18 protein-coding genes are annotated in these 17,880 nt (G+C 68.1%); 5 read left to right on the top strand and 13 right to left on the bottom strand.

What is annotated here, in order from left to right; translation table 11 throughout:
• Position 1: 1 nt before the first annotated feature.
• Together OG555_RS23540 and OG555_RS23535 are read right to left on the bottom strand one after the other, a co-directional pair.
• Positions 2 to 688, bottom strand: a complete 687-nt coding sequence (locus OG555_RS23540) for a hypothetical protein (protein WP_329474687.1) — start codon at positions 686 to 688, stop codon at positions 2 to 4.
• A gap of 237 nt (positions 689 to 925) precedes the next feature.
• A complete protein-coding gene (locus OG555_RS23535; protein ID WP_329474686.1) occupies positions 926 to 1,903 on the bottom strand; it encodes a GlxA family transcriptional regulator in 978 nt (325 codons plus the stop codon).
• 92 nt (positions 1,904 to 1,995) lie between these two features.
• On the opposite strand from OG555_RS23535, the gene OG555_RS23530 reads away from it, so the two are divergent.
• Positions 1,996 to 2,793: a dienelactone hydrolase family protein gene (locus OG555_RS23530; RefSeq protein ID WP_329474685.1), complete on the top strand. Its 798-nt coding sequence runs from the start codon at positions 1,996 to 1,998 to the stop codon at positions 2,791 to 2,793.
• Between the two features lie 71 nt (positions 2,794 to 2,864).
• Positions 2,865 to 3,494 carry an MSMEG_1061 family FMN-dependent PPOX-type flavoprotein gene (locus OG555_RS23525; RefSeq protein ID WP_329474684.1) on the top strand — a complete coding sequence of 210 codons (630 nt, stop codon included), beginning with the start codon at positions 2,865 to 2,867 and terminating at the stop codon, positions 3,492 to 3,494.
• Here OG555_RS23525 and OG555_RS23520 read toward each other — a convergent pair.
• On the bottom strand, positions 3,491 to 4,231 hold the full coding sequence (locus tag OG555_RS23520) for an SDR family NAD(P)-dependent oxidoreductase (RefSeq protein WP_329474683.1): 741 nt from the start codon (positions 4,229 to 4,231) through the stop codon (positions 3,491 to 3,493). The genes OG555_RS23525 and OG555_RS23520 overlap by 4 nt on opposite strands.
• Positions 4,232 to 4,389: 158 nt before the next feature.
• Here OG555_RS23520 and OG555_RS23515 point away from each other — a divergent pair, with 158 nt between their 5' ends.
• On the top strand, positions 4,390 to 5,391 hold the full coding sequence (locus tag OG555_RS23515) for a sigma-70 family RNA polymerase sigma factor (protein ID WP_329474682.1): 1,002 nt from the start codon (positions 4,390 to 4,392) through the stop codon (positions 5,389 to 5,391).
• 438 nt (positions 5,392 to 5,829) lie between these two features.
• On the opposite strand, the gene OG555_RS23510 is transcribed toward OG555_RS23515, so the two are convergent.
• A complete protein-coding gene (locus tag OG555_RS23510; protein ID WP_329474681.1) occupies positions 5,830 to 7,068 on the bottom strand; it encodes an IS30 family transposase in 1,239 nt (412 codons plus the stop codon).
• Positions 7,069 to 7,382: 314 nt separating this feature from the next.
• Complete coding sequence (locus OG555_RS23505; RefSeq protein ID WP_329474680.1) at positions 7,383 to 7,622, bottom strand: PaaI family thioesterase; 240 nt, start codon at positions 7,620 to 7,622, stop codon at positions 7,383 to 7,385.
• Between the two features lie 377 nt (positions 7,623 to 7,999).
• Here OG555_RS23505 and OG555_RS23500 point away from each other — a divergent pair, with 377 nt between their 5' ends.
• Together OG555_RS23500 and OG555_RS23495 are read left to right on the top strand one after the other, a co-directional pair.
• Positions 8,000 to 9,016 carry an SDR family oxidoreductase gene (locus OG555_RS23500; RefSeq protein ID WP_329474679.1) on the top strand — a complete coding sequence of 339 codons (1,017 nt, stop codon included), beginning with the start codon at positions 8,000 to 8,002 and terminating at the stop codon, positions 9,014 to 9,016.
• A 10-nt stretch (positions 9,017 to 9,026) separates the two neighbouring features.
• A complete protein-coding gene (locus tag OG555_RS23495; protein ID WP_329474678.1) occupies positions 9,027 to 9,512 on the top strand; it encodes a DUF6328 family protein in 486 nt (161 codons plus the stop codon).
• A 2-nt stretch (positions 9,513 to 9,514) separates the two neighbouring features.
• Here the strand turns inward: OG555_RS23495 and OG555_RS23490 are convergent, their stop codons facing one another.
• The 8 genes from OG555_RS23490 to OG555_RS23455 are packed head-to-tail and all read right to left on the bottom strand — an operon-like array spanning position 9,515 to position 17,829.
• A complete protein-coding gene (locus OG555_RS23490; protein WP_329474677.1) occupies positions 9,515 to 10,687 on the bottom strand; it encodes a serine/threonine-protein kinase in 1,173 nt (390 codons plus the stop codon).
• 37 nt (positions 10,688 to 10,724) lie between these two features.
• A complete protein-coding gene (gene groL, locus OG555_RS23485) occupies positions 10,725 to 12,419 on the bottom strand; it encodes a chaperonin GroEL (RefSeq protein WP_329484859.1) in 1,695 nt (564 codons plus the stop codon).
• Positions 12,420 to 12,439: 20 nt separating this feature from the next.
• Positions 12,440 to 13,465 carry an NAD(P)-dependent alcohol dehydrogenase gene (locus tag OG555_RS23480; protein WP_329474676.1) on the bottom strand — a complete coding sequence of 342 codons (1,026 nt, stop codon included), beginning with the start codon at positions 13,463 to 13,465 and terminating at the stop codon, positions 12,440 to 12,442.
• Complete coding sequence (locus tag OG555_RS23475) at positions 13,462 to 14,166, bottom strand: iron-sulfur cluster assembly protein (protein ID WP_329474675.1); 705 nt, start codon at positions 14,164 to 14,166, stop codon at positions 13,462 to 13,464. The genes OG555_RS23480 and OG555_RS23475 overlap by 4 nt, the downstream gene beginning before the upstream one ends.
• Positions 14,167 to 14,177: 11 nt before the next feature.
• Positions 14,178 to 15,221 carry an amidohydrolase family protein gene (locus tag OG555_RS23470; RefSeq protein WP_329474674.1) on the bottom strand — a complete coding sequence of 348 codons (1,044 nt, stop codon included), beginning with the start codon at positions 15,219 to 15,221 and terminating at the stop codon, positions 14,178 to 14,180.
• A gap of 12 nt (positions 15,222 to 15,233) precedes the next feature.
• Positions 15,234 to 15,608 carry a propane 2-monooxygenase effector subunit MimD gene (gene mimD / locus OG555_RS23465; RefSeq protein ID WP_329474673.1) on the bottom strand — a complete coding sequence of 125 codons (375 nt, stop codon included), beginning with the start codon at positions 15,606 to 15,608 and terminating at the stop codon, positions 15,234 to 15,236.
• On the bottom strand, positions 15,605 to 16,789 hold the full coding sequence (locus tag OG555_RS23460) for a hypothetical protein (protein ID WP_329474672.1): 1,185 nt from the start codon (positions 16,787 to 16,789) through the stop codon (positions 15,605 to 15,607). The genes mimD and OG555_RS23460 overlap by 4 nt, the downstream gene beginning before the upstream one ends.
• The gene (locus tag OG555_RS23455; protein ID WP_329474671.1) at positions 16,786 to 17,829 is read right to left on the bottom strand and encodes an NADH:ubiquinone reductase (Na(+)-transporting) subunit F; all 1,044 of its coding nucleotides are present in this window, start codon (positions 17,827 to 17,829) and stop codon (positions 16,786 to 16,788) included. Before OG555_RS23455 ends, OG555_RS23460 begins: the two co-directional genes overlap by 4 nt.
• Positions 17,830 to 17,880 lie beyond the last annotated feature (51 nt).

Below are 17,880 nucleotides of genomic sequence, written 5' to 3'. Positions count from 1 at the left end.
GTCACAGCCCCGGTCCGGGCGAGTACCTGGACTGGACCGGGGCGCCGAGATCCTGGTTGGGCGCAACCGGCGGCGGGACGAGATAGTCGTCGACATCCGCGCCACCGACCGGTTGCCCCGGCATGCCGTTGCCGCTTACCGATCCATTGCTGTACGGCGTACCGCTGCTGCCCGACGCATTGGTGCCGCCCGCGGCCAGGGCACGCGTGAGGCGACCGGCCACGACGCCGGCGGCCGCGGCCACCAGCAGGAACGTGCCAGGCTTGCGCCGCGCGAATCCGCGGACCTCGTCCAGCAGATCGCCAGGCTCGTGCTGCTGCAGGAAGTCCGCAGCCTGATCCGCGAAGCCCGCACCGTGCCGTGCCAGCTGAGCACCCAGGCCAGACTGACCGTGCTCGGCCATCCCGCGCAGCTCATCGCTCACCGAACGGAGTCCGTTCGTGGCCCGGTCCTTCTGCTGGCTTGCCTGCCCGACCAGCTCGTTCCGCGTCTGATGGGCCAGCCGCCGGGTCTGCTCCCGGACGTCCGATGTCACGTTCGATGCCTTGTCCTTCACGGTCCCCGCAACCTGACGGGCGGCGTCGGCCGACGTCTCCTTCAACTGCCCGGCTTCGTCCCGGGCTGTCCCGGCGACACCTTCGGTGGGCGGACTGTCCGAGTCCATCCAATGGTTCGTTGTATGCGTCATGTGACGGCTCCTTCCAGGAGCATTGATCGACGTCGTGGGTCAGCCCGCGTCTGATCCGCCGTACGAGAAAGCACGGCAACACAGGGCTGAGGAGGGTGGCCTGGCTAGGCCTGAGGGCGCAGCATCTCTGCCTCGCAACAAGGACTTACCGAAATGGCACTCTTCCGTACCACCACTGAAACTAGCCGCCCGGTACCCGTCACCAAACGGCCCCACGCAACAATCTGGAGCCCTGGATCAAAAGCCGTCACGACAGCGTCGGAACGCTGCCCGGTATTCGCTGGGCCGCTGTCCCAGCTGCCTGGTGAAGAGAGCCGCAAACGTTCCGGGATTCTTGTACCCGACCGCGGTAGAGATGCTGGTGATGGTCCGGTCCGTGGTCTCCAGGAGATGCCGGGCACGACTCACGCGCGACGCCTGAAGGTAATCGAGCGGGCTCTGGCTGGTCTCGGCCGCGAACCGCCGGAGCAACGTGCGAGTACTTACATCGAACACGGCCGCCAACGCGACGAGGTCGTAGCGGTCGGCGAGGTTCTGGTCGAGCTGTCGCATGACCCTTCGGGAGAACTCGCTTCCCGGCTGGGGCAGGAGTGTCGCGTCGACGTACGGCGTCTGCGACGTGCGCGCGTCATCGACAAGTGCGACCCTCGCGGTCGTCCTCGCGACCGCCGCACCGTGGTGTTCCCGGATCAGGGCCAGCGCGAAGTCGTACATCGCACTGAACGCGGCCGTCGTCGTCACTCCCGTGTCGGTGACGACCAGTTGCTCGGGCCGGACCTCGGTGTCCGGACAGCGTCGAGCCAGTTCGTCCGCGAAGAGCCAGGACGTCGTAGCTCGGCGCCCCGCGAGAAGGCCGGCCTCGGCGAGCAGGAATGCACCGACGCAAATCGATACAACTGCGTTGCCCGCGGCAACATGCGAGCGGATCACGGCGACTTCCGGGCGGAGCGGCGCAAGCGTCGCGTCCACGTGAATGTCCTGCGAGAGCTCGAATCCCGGCACGACGAGGACATCGACGTCACGTACGGCGGAGACGGCCAAGCGGGCGCCACCCGACGCGACGACGTGCCGGCGAGGCGACACGACCGACACCTCGTAGCCGGCCTGGTCCGGGCCGGCGACGTGTGTGGCCATGGTCAGCAGATCGGGTACGCCGTACACCTCGGACGCGAAGCAGCCCGGATAGGCCAGCACACCAACCCGCAGGACACTCATCCCTCGGCTCCTCACGTCTTTGGCGAGATTACCGCCAACTATGGCGATCTCGCCTCTCGCGGTCGGCCGATGGATCGCTTCAGGCTGTGCGCATGAGCATCTCGGACTTCTCCCGCCGACTCGTCGACGTGGACGGGGTGGTGAAGACCGTGTACGTCGCGGGCGCCGGGCCGGCCGTGATCCTGATGCCGGAGATGCCCGGCATCAGCCCCGACGTACTGCGGCTGGCGCGGTGGGTGCGAGACGCGGGCTTCACTGTCCAGGTCCCTTCGCTCTTCGGGAGTGACGGCGCCTACCCCACGGCCGAGGGAGGCAAGGAAGTTGTCCGGCGCGCGTGCGTCAGTGCAGAGTTCCGTGCGTTCGCCGGGGGCGGCACGAGTCCGGTCACTGCGTGGTTGCGTGGGCTCGCCCGCCAAGCCCACGCGGAATGCGGTGGTCCTGGTGTCGGCGCGATCGGGCTGTGCTTCACGGGCAACTTCGCGCTCACCATGGCGCTCGAGCCGGCCGTCATCGCACCGGTGGTCAACCACCCGTCGCTGCCGCTGGACGACCCGGCCGGACTCGAGCTCAGCGCGGAGGACGCGATCGCGGTCCGGGACCGCATCACCCGCGACGGGCTGACGGTTCTCGCCTACCGATTCGACAGCGACCGCTGGTGCACCGGTCAGCGCTTCGCCGCCTACCAAGCTCTTCTCGGCGACGCCTTCGACGGCCGCGTCCTCCCCGGCAGTGCGGCGAATACCAACGCGCCCCCGTTCTTCCGCGACGTCGTCGAGACACCCCACAGCGTGGTGACCGCCCACCTCGTCGACGAGGCCGGCCACCCCACCCTGAAAGCACGAGACGAGATCCTCACCTACCTGACCGACCGCCTGAGACCCGCCAGGTAACCACCGACCTGTCACAGGACCCGGACTCCGATCGTCTGATTGTCGACAAGCGTCCGAGCGGCAGGAGCATCATGGAACCGTTGACCCCTGTGACCACCGTCGAGCAGCTCGAGGCGTTCGGCGTACCCAAGCCCTTGGTCCGGGACAAAGTGCTCGGCGCCCTCGAGGACACGCACCGCGAATGGATCGCCGCCGCCAGTCTGGTGTTCGTGGCCACGTCCTCGGCCGACGGGCGTTGCGACGTCTCGCCCAAGGGCGACCCAGCCGGGTTCGTGCGCGTGCTCGGCCCGACCCGGCTGGCCATCCCGGAACGCCCTGGCAACCGGCGGATGGACGGCTTCCACAACATCCTCGAGAACCCGCACGTCGGGTTGATCCTGATCGTTCCGGGCCGGAGCGACACGCTGCGCATCAACGGTCGCGCCAGGCTGATCACCGACCTGCCGAACCTCGACGACTTGGTGGTCAAGGGACACAGACCGTCGCTGGCCCTGCTCGTCGACGTCGAAGAGGTCTTCTTCCACTGCACAAAGGCCTTCCGCCGCTCACACACGTGGATGCCCGAAACCTGGCAACCGACCGCGGCCCCTGCCCCCGCCGACATCGCCTTGGCCCTCTGGCGCAGGGGCCAGCCGGAAGACCAGGTCCGCCGCCGCTACGCCGAACTCGACCGCGAGGACCTCTACTCCGAACAGGACTAGGCGACCGACCTGGCTGAGGACTTGGCGGTCTCTGGTACGAGGGCGGCGAACTGGAGTTCAAGGGCCTTGGCTGCGCTGGAGCGCCAATTCTCGGCCATGGACTCCGACATCGGATCCGGGAAGATGTCGTCCTCGCCCTTCTCCACACCGTCGAGGATGGCGCGCGCGACGTACTCCGGAGAGGCCTTGGGTACGTCGAGGTCGCGGGACATCTCGGTGTCGACGGGACCGGTCAGGACGGCGTGGACGCTGACACCCTGGCCGGCCAGGAGGCCGCGCAGCGACTGCGACAGGGAGAACGCGGCCGCCTTCGAGAGCGAGTACGACGGAATCAGCGGCAGCGGCGCGAACGCCATCACCGACAACACGTTGACGATCGCTCCCCCGGAACCGACCAGCAACGGCAGGAAGGCCTGGGTCACGCCGTACGTGCCGTAGAGATTGACGGCGAGGCTCTGTTCGATCGCGGCCCGGTCGCCCAGGTCGTCGTACAGCGCGATGCCGGCGTTGTTGATCAGGACATCGAGCGATTCGACGCTCTCGACCGCCGCCTGGATCTGCGCCGCGTCGGTCACGTCCAGAGTGAGCGGCGTGACGCGCTCATCCGAGTGGACCAGCGGCCGGCGCGTACCGGCGTACACCCGTCTCGCCCCTCTCCTCAGGGCGTCCTCGACCAGTGCCTGACCGATGCCGCGATTGGCACCGGTGACCAGCACTGTCTTGTCTGCGATTGTCATTGCACCGTCTCCTAGCTGGGGAATTCGAGCTGTCGAGGAGGTAGACAGCACGGCGCCGGGAAACTGGTCGCGCGCCGACCGCCCAGTTCGCGGCTCGGCCGGTGTCGATACTGGTGAGCGGGACAAAGACTGCGGAGACGTGACGCGAGGGTGGAGTGGTGACAACCGAGCTGATGATCAAGGCGCGGGCCGGCGACGGCGGTGCGTTCCGGGAACTCACCGAGCCCTACCGCCGAGAGCTACTGGTGCACTGCTACCGGATGCTCGGCTCCTTCCAGGACGCCGAGGATGCCCTTCAAGACGCACTGCTGGCGGCCTGGCAGGGCCTCGGTGGATTCGAGGGACGCGCATCGATCCGTACCTGGCTCTACCGGATCGCGACCAATCGGTGCCTCAACGCGCTCCGCTCGGCCAAGCGACGCCAGGCCAAGGAGTGGGACGTGCCCGAGATCGAACCGCCCGAGCCGACCGGGTTCAGCGAAGTCGTGTGGCTCGAGCCCTATCCCGACGCATTGCTCGAGGGTGCGATCGACGGGCCACTCGGCCCGGAGGCGCGCTACGAACAGACCGAAGCGCTGTCGCTGGCGTTCGTGACCGCATTGCAGGTCCTGCCCGCTCGCCAGCGCGCCGTACTCATCCTGCGCGAGGTGCTCGGTTACCACGCCGACGAGGTGGCCGAGATGCTCGACTCGACCGTTGTCTCGGTCAACAGCGCGCTCAAACGCGCCCGCGCCGGCCTGCAGCGCCGCCTACCGACGGGCGAGCACTCGGCCCCGGCGCCGAACTCACCTACCGAGCAAGCGCTCGTGGCGAAGTTCGTCCGCGCGTACGGCGCCGGCGACGTCGACACGCTCGTTGCGTTGCTCACCGACGATGTCCGCGTGTCCATGCCGCCGATCCCCCTCGAGTACCGCGGCCGCGATGCCGTGTCCCGTTTCTACGCCAGCATCATCAGCCACCGCAGGTACGACCTCGTGCCGACGCGAGCGAACGGGCAGGTGGCGTTCGGGACCTACCTCTACGCCCCCACCGACGGCATCCGCCACGGAACCGGTCTGCTCGTCCTCACCCTCACTGGCGACCGGATCTCCGCCTTGACCCGCTTCGACAACAGTGTCCTTCCGTCGTTCGGCCTGCCGCGATCACTGCCTGGCAGCTGACGCGCGATGCGGCAGCTCGAGAGCTAGTGCCGCGTCAAGCAGCGTTGGGGGGTAATCGGGGTCGGCGGTTCTCAACCTCATTGGCTCGCGTCGATGGGGTCCGGTGGCGCCCAGCTCACCCTGCGCTCCCGGGCTCTTCTGCTCGACGCATGGGTGATCGCCAGCCGGGTGGTCGGGATAGGGGGCGATGTCACTGGGGTGCGCAAGGAGGCAAGGTGGAGGGTGTGCCGAGGCCGGGCCGGGCGGTTCCGGCGGGCTGTTCCCCCGCGGATCGGTCCACCTCTGGTGGGCCGGGACAGGTCCCCGGCCGGCGCTGTGTGTCGGCGCGGACATGGTCCCGAGCGACCCATTTCATGGGTTGACGTCCGAGATGGTGGGTTGGCGCCCCGGATTTCAGTACGGCAACCCACGGCGGAGTCCAGTGTTCGAAGCAACGGTTCATGCTGCTGCCGGGTTGGCGAGCAGTTCGGCCAGCGCTTGGGCTGGGGTTTTCAGGTTGAGTGTAGGGCGGGGGCGTTGGTTGAGGGTGGCGGCGATCCGGTCGAGGTCGGCGGCGGTGTGGATGGACAGCTCGCTGCCCTTGGTGAGCCAGAACCGCAGGAGCCGGTTGGTGTTTTCGTTGGTGCCGCGTTGCCAAGGGGAGTGGGGGTCGCAGAAGTAGACCGGCATGTCGAGGTCGAGCTGGATGCGCCGGTAGGCGGCTAGTTCGGTGCCGCGGTCCCAGGTCAGCGAGCGGCGCAGGTGGTCGGGCAGGGTCCGCATCTGGGCGATCATGGCCTCGGCGACGCTGTCGGCGTCGTGCTGTCCGGGCAGGTGCAACAAGATGGTGAACCGGGTGCTGCGCTCGACCAGGGTGCCGACCGCGGAGGTGTTGGCGGCGCCGATGATCAGATCGCCTTCCCAGTGCCCGGGCACGGCACGGTCGGCGGCCTCGGCGGGGCGCTGGCTGATCCGGAACGCCTCCCGGTACGGGCCTGTGGACTGGCGCCGGCCGCCGCGGGGCTTGCGCGCCGAGCGGCGCAGGCTCAGCTGCCGGTGCAGGTCCTGGCGCAACTGGCCACGGGTCTGCACATACAACGCCTGGTAGATGGTTTCGTGCGACACACGAGCCATCTTCTCCTCGGCGCTGGCGCCGGGGTGATCGCGGCGCAGAACCGTCGCGATCAGGCCCGGGGACCAGCCGGCGTCCATCCAGTCGGTGATCCGGGCGCACAGCCCCGGATCGGCGGCCAGCTTGAACTCCTTGGGCCGTCGCCGCCGCTCATGCGCGCCACGGTGAGCCACCGGCGCCCAGTACAACCCGTCCGGGCCACGATTGCGGGCCACCTCCCGCCAGATCACCGACCTGTCCCGCCCGATCGCCTCCCCGATCCCGGCATACGACAACCCCTGCCGCAGCAACACCGCGATCACCGCCCGGTCCTCACTGCTCAACGCCCGCCGGCGCCGCGGCCGCTCACCGGCCGCCGCACCCGGGAACGAGGCCGGCGCACTGCCTACCAATCCACCAGCCCTACCCCGCCGCATCGATGGCTCCACAAGCCCCGATGCTCGCCACCACAACCTCCCCGCCTCCCACGACACGCCGGCCCCCACCGCAGCCGCCTGCAACGACTCCCCACCACACACCAGCGCGAAGAACCGCTCACGCACCTCATACGGATACGCCTTCGGCATCAAACAACACCTTCCAGTAGTCGTTGCTTCGACCACTGGAGTCCGCCCACCATCTCGGACGTCAACCCACCAAATGCGCACCCGGTCCGCCTACCACCTGGGCGAGGTGCCGAACCGCCGGACAACCAACGCGACGGCGTGCCCGGCAACCTCGTCGCGTGCCCGGCAAACCTGTGCGGCCGGTGGTCTCACCGATGACCTACCGCCCGTCACATCACCCACACATCAAGCCGAAGAGCCGGTTGACCCCTCACAGGGAGGCGGCGGGTCGGCAGTACGTTCGGGGGTTCTCCCGATCAGGTGAGTTTGTTGCGCTAGGCAACGTCTACGACGAGGGCGGTGGCGGTCGCGGTGGCGATGATCTGGTCGTCGGCGTCGTACAGGGTGCCTTCCAGGATGGCGTTGTCTCCGTTGCGGGTGACGACGCGACCACGTCCGGTCAACCGGCCGGTGGCGGTCGGGCGGACGAAGGTGGTGTTGAGGTCGAGGGTCTTGATGAAGCGGCCGGGCGGGAGGGTGGCGAGCAGGGCCGGGCCGACGGTGTCGTAGAGCATCGCGGCGAGGAACCCGCCGAGGACCTCGCCGAACGGATTGGTGAAGCCTTCGGCGCCGTCGTACGCCGCCTGAACGCCCGCTCCGTCGACGCCCTGGCCAACGCATTACCGGCCAACGCGGTCACAGCAGGCGACCGGGACCTCCTCGAGTCCATCTGGTCGAACACTGCCACCACCCTCGCCCGGATCCTCCTCCACAACGAATCCGAGCCGACCCTTCGCGCCACCATCACCACCTTCTGGCATTACCAAACCGCCGGCCTGACCGCCCTCCTCCGCCACCTCGCCCACCGCGGACGACCAAACGACCTTCGCGCCGCATCAGGTCTGTTCGACCTGGGTACCGGGAGCGTCACAGTGATCCGAGGAGGTCTGTGGTGCCGAAGGACCGGCAAGTTGTCGTGGTGACCGGAGCGAGCGCTGGGATCGGGCGGGCGAGCGCGATCGCGTTCGGCCGGCGGGGTGCCAAGGTCGCACTGCTGGCGCGGGGCGAGGCAGGGCTGGACGGCGCGGCACGGGAGGTAGAGGCCGCTGGCGGTACGGCGCTGACGATCCCGGTCGATGTCGCCGACTACGAGCAGGTCGAGAAGGCCGCTGCACAGGTGGAAGCGGAACTGGGGCCGATCGACGTCTGGGCGAACGTCGCGTTCACCTCGGTGTTCGCACCGTTCCTGCAGATCGATCCGGACGAGTTCAAGCGCGCCACCGAGGTCACGTATCTCGGCTACGTCTACGGCACCCGTGCCGCCCTGGACCGGATGGCCCCGCGCGACCGCGGCACGATCGTGCAGGTCGGGTCGGCCCTGGCCTACCGCGGCATCCCGCTGCAGTCGGCGTACTGCGGAGCCAAACATGCCGTCCAGGGTTTCCACGACTCGTTGCGCAGCGAACTGCTGCACGACAAGTCCAACGTGCACGTCACCATGGTCCAGATGCCCGCGGTCAACACACCGCAGTTCTCCTGGGTGCTGTCCAGACTGCCCAGACACCCCCAGCCGGTGCCCCCGATCTACCAGCCCGAGGTGGCCGCCGACGCGGTTGTGTACGCCGCGGATCACCCGCGCCGCCGCGAGTACTGGATCGGCGGACCGACCATGGGCACCGTGATCGCCAACAAGTTCGCGGCCGGCCTCCTGGACCACTACCTGGCGCGGACCGGGTACAAGTCGCAGCAGACGAACCTGCCCGAAGACCCCCGCGCCGCGAATCTCTGGCATCCGGCCGACGGCTACGACGGCCACGACTTCGGCACGCACGGCGCCTTCGACGACCGATCGACGAGCCGCAGCTACGAGTTCTGGATGTCCCGGCATCGCACCCTCGTCGGTGTCATCGCCGCCGGTGCGGCGGCGGCAACCGGCATCATCGCCGCCCGGACGGCCCGCAGCCGGTAACGAGGTACCGATGATCCGCTACCAGCGAGAGGAAGAGGACTCCGGCGAGCAACTGGATCGCCATTGGAACGAACTGCTGCAGGAACTGCGCCTGGCCCAGACCGGGACGCAGATCCTGTTCGCCTTCCTGCTGAGCATCGCATTCCAGAACCAGTTCCACGCCGCTGACGGGTTCACCCACGGCGTGTACGCCGCGACGCTGGTCGCCTCGGCGCTGGCAGTCGCACTCTTCCTCGCGCCGGTGTCGTTCCACCGCATGGTCTACCGCCAGGGGCTCCGCGATCGGCTGGTCACCATCACCGATCGGCTCGCCCGCGCGGGCCTGGTCTTCCTGGTCGCCGCGATCTGCGGTGGAGTGTTGATCGCGCTGGACGTCGTGATGTCCAGAACGGCCGCGATCGTCATCGTTGCGGCCGTCCTGGCGTGGTTCGTCACCTTCTGGCTGGCGATTCCGGCGTACGTCCGCGCCACCCACGAACCCGAGCCGCACGACTGAGCTCAGGGCTTAGGCTTCTTCGGCTTGTTCTGGCCGGGTTTGTCGGGTTTCCCGTGCGGGGGGCTGGCGCTGTGGGTCGTGGGCGCGTGTCGTGGCGAGGCGGCTGAGGGCCGAGACGTCGTCGTGTGGACGGCCACGGGCGATCGCGGCGTACTGCGAATCGCCGGCGACGGCGTGAACTGCTCGCCCGGCGACAGGTCGTTCGTCGCCGGCACGTCCACATCCCTTGTCGACAAGGCGATCCCGAGGACAGCCGACGCCAGCAGAGTGATCGCCGCAGCTGTCCCGGCAAGCACCGGCCTGGCCGGCGTCCGGCGTACCGGAAGAACGCTGGTCGTGTCCGATTCGCCGGCGAGGACGACCGGCGGCTTGATGCCCTGGGCAACTTGCGCCGCAGTCGGACGACGCGCCGGGTCCTTCGCGAGCATCCACAGCACCAGGGCCTCGAGATCCCCAGCCACGTCCGGCCGGAGTTCGCTCGGCGGGATCGGCGCGCGTTCGACGTGCTGGAACATGATCGACGCCGGCTCGTCGGCCAGGAACGGCGGATGCCCGGTGAGCACCTGGTACAGCACACAACCGAGCGCATAGACGTCGGACGGCGGCTCAGCAGGCTTGCCCAGCGCGCGTTCCGGCGCGAGGAAGTGGCTCGTCCCGACGATCTGCCCGGCCGAGGTCATTGTCGTACTCGCGTCGTCGAGCAAACGCACGATGCCGAAGTCGGCCACCTTCACCGACCCGTCGCCGGCCAGCAGCAGATTGCCGGGCTTGATGTCACGATGCACGATGCCCTGCCGGTGAGCGGCGGCCAGTCCGGACGCGGCCTGCCGAATGACGCGCTCTGCCCGGTCCGGCGGGAACGGGCCCTCGCATCTGAGCTCCTCACCGACCGTGCGATGGCCGACCAGTTCCATGGCGAGGTAGCAACAGCCGTCCTCGTCGCCGAAGTCGTACGCCGCGACGACGTGCGGGTCGCGGATCCGCGCCGCGGCGCGCGCCTCCCGCAGGAAGCGCCCGGGGGCGGCGAGCGTCCCCGGGACGGGCAGCATCAGCTTCACTGCCACGTCCCGTCCGAGGACCTCGTCGGTTGCGCGGTAGACGTCACCCATCCCGCCGCGGCCAAGGGCCGCGGCGATCCGGTATCGCCCCGCTATCAGGTCTCCCGCTCGCCTCACCCACCGGTCGGTACCCGTGACCGAACCGGCGCATGTATCACCCGACCGAGGGGCCGAGGCCCAGGGATTGCGGTGTGCTCGGGTCGGGGGATGGTTGGTGGAGGCCTTCGTCGAGGGCGCCGTACTCGGTCATCAGGGCCGCGCTGCCGCCCCACGGGGTTTGCTCCTCAGCCACCAGGGTGTTCGTGGTGAGCAGCAGGCCCGCGACCGAAGCGCCGTTCTGGAGGGCCGATCGGGCTACTCGCAGCGGGTCGATGATGCCCATCTCGAGCATGTTGCCGTAGCGGCCTTCGAGCGCGTCGAAGCCGTCGTCGACACCCATCTGGGTGGTTCGCTCGAGCACCTCCGCGCCCGAGTAGCCGGCGTTCGTCGCGATCAGGTACGCCGGCTCCCGCAGGGCGCGCCGGACGATCTCGACACCGGTCGCGTAGTCGCCCTTCACATCCAAGGCGTCGAGCGCGGGCGCGGCATGGAGCAAAGCCATCCCGCCGCCGGCGACGATGCCCTCGGCCATCGCGGCCCGGGTGGCCGACAACGCGTCCTCGACCCGGTGCTGGAGTTCCTTGAGCTCGGCCGGCGTCGGCGCACCGACCCGGATGACCGCGACCTTGCCGGACAGGGAACCGATCCGTTCGGTCAGCACGTCCTCGTCGACGCCGAAGGTCGCACGCTCCAACTCGGCACGCAACTGCGCGATCCGGAACGCGACCTCCTGCTCGCGCCCGGACGACGCCACGATCGCCGTACGATCCGCATTCACCCGGACCTGGTCCGCGCGGCCCAGTTGGGCGACGGTCATCGTCTCCAGGCTGAAACCGGAGTGCCGGCTGTAGACCGCGCCGCCGGTGATCGCGGCGATGTCCTCCAGTTTGTGCAGCCGCCGGTCGCCGAAGCCCGGTGCCCTGATCGCGACGCACTGGAACAGCCCGTTCACATGGTTGTGCACCAGCATGCTGAGCGCGGTCCCCTCGAGGTTCTCCGCGATGATCACCAGCGGCCGCGGCTCACGCATGATCTTGTCCAGCAGCGGCATGATCTCCTGAACCTTGGTGATCTTCTCGCTGCACAACAGGATGTAGGGGTCGTCGAGGTTGGCCTGCAGGCTGCCCGGGTCAGTCACCATGTACGGCGAGAGGTACCCGTTGTCGAACTCGAATCCCTCGACGAAGTCGACGCCCATGCCGTGCGTGGCCGACTCCTCGACGGTGACGATGCCGCCGTCCCCGATCGTGAACAGGGCCTTCGCGATCGCCGCGCCGACGAGGTCGTCGTCGTTCGCCGAGATCGCCGCCACCCGGGCGAAGTCCAGCTCGGTCTCGACCGGGTGGGCGACCTCGCGCAGCCGCTCGACCAGCTTGCCGACGGCCAGATCGATGCCCCGTTTCACCAGGACGGGGTTGCCACCGGTGCCGATCGCGGCCATACCCTCGCGGATGATCGCCTGGGCGATCACGGTCGCGGTGGTGGTGCCGTCGCCGACGATGTCGTTGGTCTTGATCGCCGCTTCCTTGACCAGCTGGGCACCCATGTTCTCGAACTGGTTCTTCAGGAAGATCTCCCGCGCGATCGTGACGCCGTCGTTGGTGACCACCGGCGACCCGGTGATCTTCTCCAGGATCACGTTGCGGCCCTTGGGGCCAAGTGTCGACTTCACCGCGTCCGCCAACTGGTCCACCCCGGCCAGCAGCAGGTCGCGGGCGTTCTCACCGAATCGCAGTTCCTTGGCCATCAGAGCCCTCCCAGGTCGTGAACTTACGGAACGAGGATCGCGCGGCCGCGGACCCGGCCGGCGTCGAGATCAGCGACCGCCTCGGCGGCCGCGGCGAGCGGATAGGTCCGGGTGTGCAGCGTGACCTTGCCGGCCTGCGCGAGGGCCATCAGCTCGGTGAGTTCGTTGAACGTGCCGACGATGTTGCCGACGATGTTCCGCTCGGTCGAGATGATGTCGAGGGTCGGGATCTGCACCTGGCCGCCGTAGCCGATGACGAAGTACGAACCGCCGGCCGCCGTCATCGCGAAGCCGTCCTGCTCGGCGCCCTGCTCGGCGACGAAGTCCAGTACGACGTTCGCCCCGGCGCCGCCGGTGAGGTCGAGCACGGTCTGGACCTGATTGCCATCGGCAACCACCGTCTGGTCCGCGCCGAGCTGCTCGGCCAGCTTGAGCGCCTCGGGGTTGCGGTCGACGACGATGATCCGGGTCGCGGTCAGCGCCGCCAGGCACTGCACGCCGATGTGCCCGAGACCACCCGCGCCGATCACGACACACGTCGTACCGGGTGGCAGCAGCGGGATCGCCTTGCGGACCGCGTGGTACGCCGTGATGCCGGCGTCGGCGAGTGCCGCCACGTCTTCTGGCCTGGTGCTCGGGTCGAGCTTCACGCAGGCGCGTGCCGAGGTGAGGAGGTACTCCGCCATCCCGCCGTCGCTGTCGAGGCCCGGGAACGTGCTGTTGGAGCAATGCATGTCGTTGCCGGCGCGGCAGGCCTGGCAGAGGCCGCACGTCGGTGTCGGGTGCAGGATGACCGTGTCACCGACCTGCACATTGGTGACGGCGGAGCCGATCTCGTGTACCCAGCCGGCGTTCTCGTGGCCGATCGTGTACGGCAGGGTCGGGTGCATCGCCGCGTCCCACTGCCCCTCGATGATGTGCAGGTCGGTGCGGCACACGCCGGCGCCGCCGATCTTGACGATCACATCCAGCGGTCCCTTGACGACCGGTTCCGGTACGTCCTCGACCACTGGCTGCTGGTGGTATCCGTGCAGTCGAACGGCCTTCATCCCTCTGCCTCCTCGCCTGCACCGGTCTCGGCGTACCGGTGCCGCAGCATTCCCCTACAGATGCCGGTGTTGGCCTCGATCCCGGTCCGGGTGAGGCGTGCCATGCCCAGATAGTTCGGCGCCCCGGCGCCGGTGATCGCGGTACCGGTGCCGGGGTCGATCAGGAGCGGTGCGGCCGGGTCCGTCCGCAGTCCGAGCTCGGCCCGCCGCCGCAGCAGCCGGTCGAGCTCGGTCGATGCCGGTACGTCGCCCAGCGTCAGGCCGGTCAGGTCCCCCCGATCGGTGCCGGCGGCCATCAGTTGCCGGCACACCTGGTCGGTTCCGGCCAGCATCGCCTTGGTCACGAAGGTCCGGCGCAGCTCGTCCAGTTCGTCGACCGCCTCACCCGCGAACGACGCGACGAAGCCCGCCCGGGCCGCGACCCCGGCGTTGATCTGATCGGCCGCGAAGTGATCCTCGAGCGCCACATCGGCAGTGCGGACTTCGGGGAGCGCGGACACCACGTCGTACGCGTCGGCGACCATCAGGAAGGCGAAGTTCGGCGCACAGAAGTACGTCGGCAGGCGCAGCCGCACGACGGCATCGCCGGCCGCCGAGACGACGCAGGTGGACACGAACCCCAGCGTCGTGATCGGCTCGTCCAGCTCCGGATCCCGAACCGCGTCCAGGGCGGTGAGCGCCGCCCTGGACCGTTCCGTCACCAGTGCCGTCATTACTGCGTGACCAGCTTCGCGTCGTCAGGCGCGGCCGGCGTCGCCTCCTTGAGTTGATACTCGTCGGGCACCTTGAGGTCGTACAGCTTGGCCGCGTTCAGCCCGAGGATCTTCTTCTTGCCCTCGACCCCGAGCCGCGGGTAGTCGGTGAACTCGTCGCCTTCGGGGAACTCCCAGTCGACGAAGCCCTCGATCTGCCACTTCGGCTCCCAGATGCCGTAGTCGCTGCCGAAGGTCATCTTGTCCTCGCCGACCCAGAACAGCAGCTCCCCCATCACCTTCGCGAAGAACCGCGGCCGGGCGTGCATCAGGCCGCCGATGACGACGGACAGACCGGCGTACACGTTGGGCTCCTGGGTCGCCATGAAGCAGAAGTCCTCGATCCGCGGCAGCCCGACGTGCTCGACGATGAAGTTCAGGTCGGGGAAGTCGGTCGCGGCGTGGTCGATGTCGGAGACGTCGAACGCGTCCTTGTCCAGCGGCCAGATCGTGGGGCCCTTGTGGACGTGGATGTTCTTGATCCCGAGCTCCTGGGCCTTCGCCAGGTAGCGGTACGCCCCGGGGTCGCTGAGCTTGTAGCCACGCGATCCGTTGTTCCACTCGGCGGTGTAGAGCTTGACGCCGCGCGAGCCGTACCGGTCGACGTTGCGCTTCAGCTCCTCCAGCCCGTTGTCGCCGTCCCGCGGGTCGAACCGGGTGTTGTGGACGAACATGCCCGGGTGCTTCTCACCCAGCGCGGCGTTCTTCTCGGTGGTGTTGAACCCGTCCTTGTACCACTCCTTCAGGTACGTCGGCTGGAACACCGCGACGTCCACATAGCCGTCCTCGAAGACGTCCTTCATCAGGTCGTCCTCGGAGTACTTCATGAACTTCTCGATGGTCCAGTGGGTCTCCTTCGGCGCGAGACTCTGGTAGGCGTGGAAGCACTCGATCCAGCCCTTCGCGTACTGTTCCGCGCCCGGCACCCAGTTGTCCGGACCCGCGTCCCAGAAGTGCATGTGGCTGTCGACCACGTAGTACTTCTCGCCGTTCTTCTCGTACACGTCCGGACCCCCTTACTTGGTTGCGGTCAGGTCGAAGCCGAGGTACTCGGCCGCGTCCTCGGGATTGGCGACCAGGATCGTCCGGTCGTCGGTGTGGATCATCCGGCCGTAGTGCGTCGACATGTTCTCCTCGAACTCGGCCTGGTCGAAGTAGCCGGGCTCCTCACCGAGAGCCTCGGAGATCTGGTCGTACACGACGTCCATCCGGCCGACTGCGTCGACGCGGATCATCGACGGCAGCGGCGTCACGGTCACGTTGTCCTTGTGACTCATCACCTCGGCCACGACCGCGCCGACCTGATTGTTCATCAGGGTGAATCCGGCCTTGTTGGACGCGGTGCTGTTCGACTTGAAGGGGCTCTCGTGGACTGCCTTGAGCGTGGTCACTGTGCCAACTCCTTCGGTTCTTCGAGGCCCAACGAGGACAGGATGCCGCTGAACCGGCTCTTGACCCGGTCGAGGCCGTCCTCGAACCGTGGCGGTTTCGCATCCGGCTGCGACCACAGCGGCTGCAGGATGCGGGCCGCCTCCAACGAACGCGTGGTCCAGTCCGAGGCCCAGTCCTGCATGATCGCCCTGTTGTGGTCGGCGAACTCACGGTCGTTGGTGAGCAGCTCGAACATCGCCGTCGTGTAGCGCAGGTCGCGCTCGGCGAAGTCGTACTCGGCGGCGCCGATCACGGTCGGGGTGACGAAGTCGCCGTTGCGCGGAGCGGCCTGCTGGACCAGCTGGCTGCGGAACAGTTCGCCGACGAGCGGCTCGAACACGACGTTCGCGGCGAAGATCGCCTCACACCAGTCGTCGATCGCGGTCAGCCGCTCGGCGAGGTCGCGCACGCCCTGCCAGGCCGGGTCGGACTTCCACGTCTCCAGGTGGGCGGTGCCGTCGAAGCCCTCGATCTCTTCGGACAGGGTCAGGTTGTACAGCGCGAGGTCCTGCGCGGCGCGGATCCGGTGCATGCTGTTCACCGAGATCGCGTTGTTGTGCATGTTCGTCGGCGCGCGCCGGTTCGCGTTGGCGTACAGGTAGAGGCCGAGACCGTGGTCCACGTGCATCCAGGCGCCGATGTGGTGCTCGACGAAGCGCACCCAGTTGGTGTTCCACTGCTCGAAGGCCTTCGACTGCTTGGCGGCCTCGACGTTCTGGGTGACCTGGCGGACGACGTTGGAGTTGTAGCGGTAGAGCGTGAGCTCCCACTCCTCGTTCGGGTCCCGGAACTCGTGCCAGCCGGTCGCCGGCCACTCCTTGACGACCATGCCGCCGGTGCCTATTCCGCGCTGCGGCTCGGGCTTGTCCGAGCCCCACGCCTTCAGCACGGTCCAGTCCAGCGGATATCCGCCGCGCCCGTCGGCGAACCCGTACAGCCAGCCCTGGGTGAGGTAGTGCCGCGGATCCGGTTGGACCTCGACGGTCACGTCCTCGTAGTGGCTCTGCTTGCGCTTCTGCGGCGTGTAGTAGTTGTACCGCCGTGAATCCGAGTCCGGGAACACGCGAGCGCCAGCTTCGGCGTCGGTGAAGACCGGCTTCGGCACGCTCCGCTCTGCGGCGGAGTCTTGTGTGGTGGTCATCGGCTCTCTGCCTCCAGCACCTTCGAGTCACCGGCGTCGCCGGTCGTGGTGAACTTGTCGTAGTAGATGCGCTTCGTGACGACGCCCAGGCCCTCGAGCATCGGGATTGCGGCCTCGACCATCGGGGGCGGCCCACACACGTAGGCGTCGGCGCCGGTCAGGTCCGGCTCGTGCCGGCGGACGACATCGGTGATCAGACCGACCTCCCCGTCCCACTCGTCCTCGGACAGCGCCGGCACGTAGCGGAACCGCGGCAGCGTCTCCTCGAGCCGCCGGAACTCCTCGTCGAAGCACAGGTCCCGGCGGGTGCGGGCACCGTAGTAGTACGTCGTGGGCCGGTCGATCCCCCGCTCGGCCATCGACCGCAGCAGCGCCAGGATCGGCGCCATCCCGGCCCCGCCGCCCAGAAAGATCAGCCGGGCGTCGGGGTTGTCCCGCAGCGTGAAGACCCCGAACGGCCCGGACAGCTCCAGCCGGTGACCGACCTGCAGTTTCCGGTCGAGGAACTCCGAGAAGATGCCGCCCGGGTAGACCTTGATGACGAACTCCAGCTGACCGCTCTCCCGGCTGGACGTGTTCGCCATCGAGAACGAGCGAGTGGCCTCCCAGCCCGGCACCTGGATGTCGACGTACTGACCGGGGAAGAACTTCAGCTCGCCGGGATCCACCAGCTTCAGGACGAGATGGCGCAGGTCGTGGGTGACCGGCGTGATCGCGACCACCTCGGCGCTGCGTTCCTGGATCGGCAGCCCGGAGCGGATCATGTCCTCGTCGTAGTTGAGCAACTCGATCGTGAGGTCCTCGTACGGATGCGCGCGGCACAACAAGGTGTAGCCCTCGTCCAGCTCGTACTCCGGCAGTGCGAACGTCGAGTACCGCTCGAGCTCGATGTCATCCCCGTCCAGGACGAAGGATTTGCAGGACGAGCACTGTCCCTCCTTGCAGCCGTGCATCAGCATCACGCCCTGCTCCGCCGCGGCGCGCAGGATCGTCTGCTCCTCGTCGACCTCGATCTCGATGCCGACAGGTTCGAACCTCACGACATGTTTCTCGCCCATGGCTCCTGCTGCTGGTCCGGGGGATGAATCGGG

It is taken from the genome of Kribbella sp. NBC_01484, assembly GCF_036227145.1.
In the GTDB taxonomy this organism is placed as follows: domain Bacteria; phylum Actinomycetota; class Actinomycetes; order Propionibacteriales; family Kribbellaceae; genus Kribbella.
The sequence above is the reverse complement of the archived record's forward strand: the minus strand, read 5'-3'. Positions and strand labels throughout refer to the sequence as shown.

Coding starts and splice junctions, on each gene's coding strand:
- OG555_RS23540 (WP_329474687.1), bottom strand. CDS start 688: ATGACGCATACAACGAACCATTGGATGGACTCGGACAGTCCGCCCACC.
- OG555_RS23535 (WP_329474686.1), bottom strand. CDS start 1,903: ATGAGTGTCCTGCGGGTTGGTGTGCTGGCCTATCCGGGCTGCTTCGCG.
- OG555_RS23530 (WP_329474685.1), top strand. CDS start 1,996: ATGAGCATCTCGGACTTCTCCCGCCGACTCGTCGACGTGGACGGGGTG.
- OG555_RS23525 (WP_329474684.1), top strand. CDS start 2,865: ATGGAACCGTTGACCCCTGTGACCACCGTCGAGCAGCTCGAGGCGTTC.
- OG555_RS23520 (WP_329474683.1), bottom strand. CDS start 4,231: ATGACAATCGCAGACAAGACAGTGCTGGTCACCGGTGCCAATCGCGGC.
- OG555_RS23510 (WP_329474681.1), bottom strand. CDS start 7,068: ATGCCGAAGGCGTATCCGTATGAGGTGCGTGAGCGGTTCTTCGCGCTG.
- OG555_RS23505 (WP_329474680.1), bottom strand. CDS start 7,622: ATGCTCTACGACACCGTCGGCCCGGCCCTGCTCGCCACCCTCCCGCCC.
- OG555_RS23495 (WP_329474678.1), top strand. CDS start 9,027: ATGATCCGCTACCAGCGAGAGGAAGAGGACTCCGGCGAGCAACTGGAT.
- OG555_RS23480 (WP_329474676.1), bottom strand. CDS start 13,465: ATGAAGGCCGTTCGACTGCACGGATACCACCAGCAGCCAGTGGTCGAG.
- OG555_RS23460 (WP_329474672.1), bottom strand. CDS start 16,789: ATGACCACCACACAAGACTCCGCCGCAGAGCGGAGCGTGCCGAAGCCG.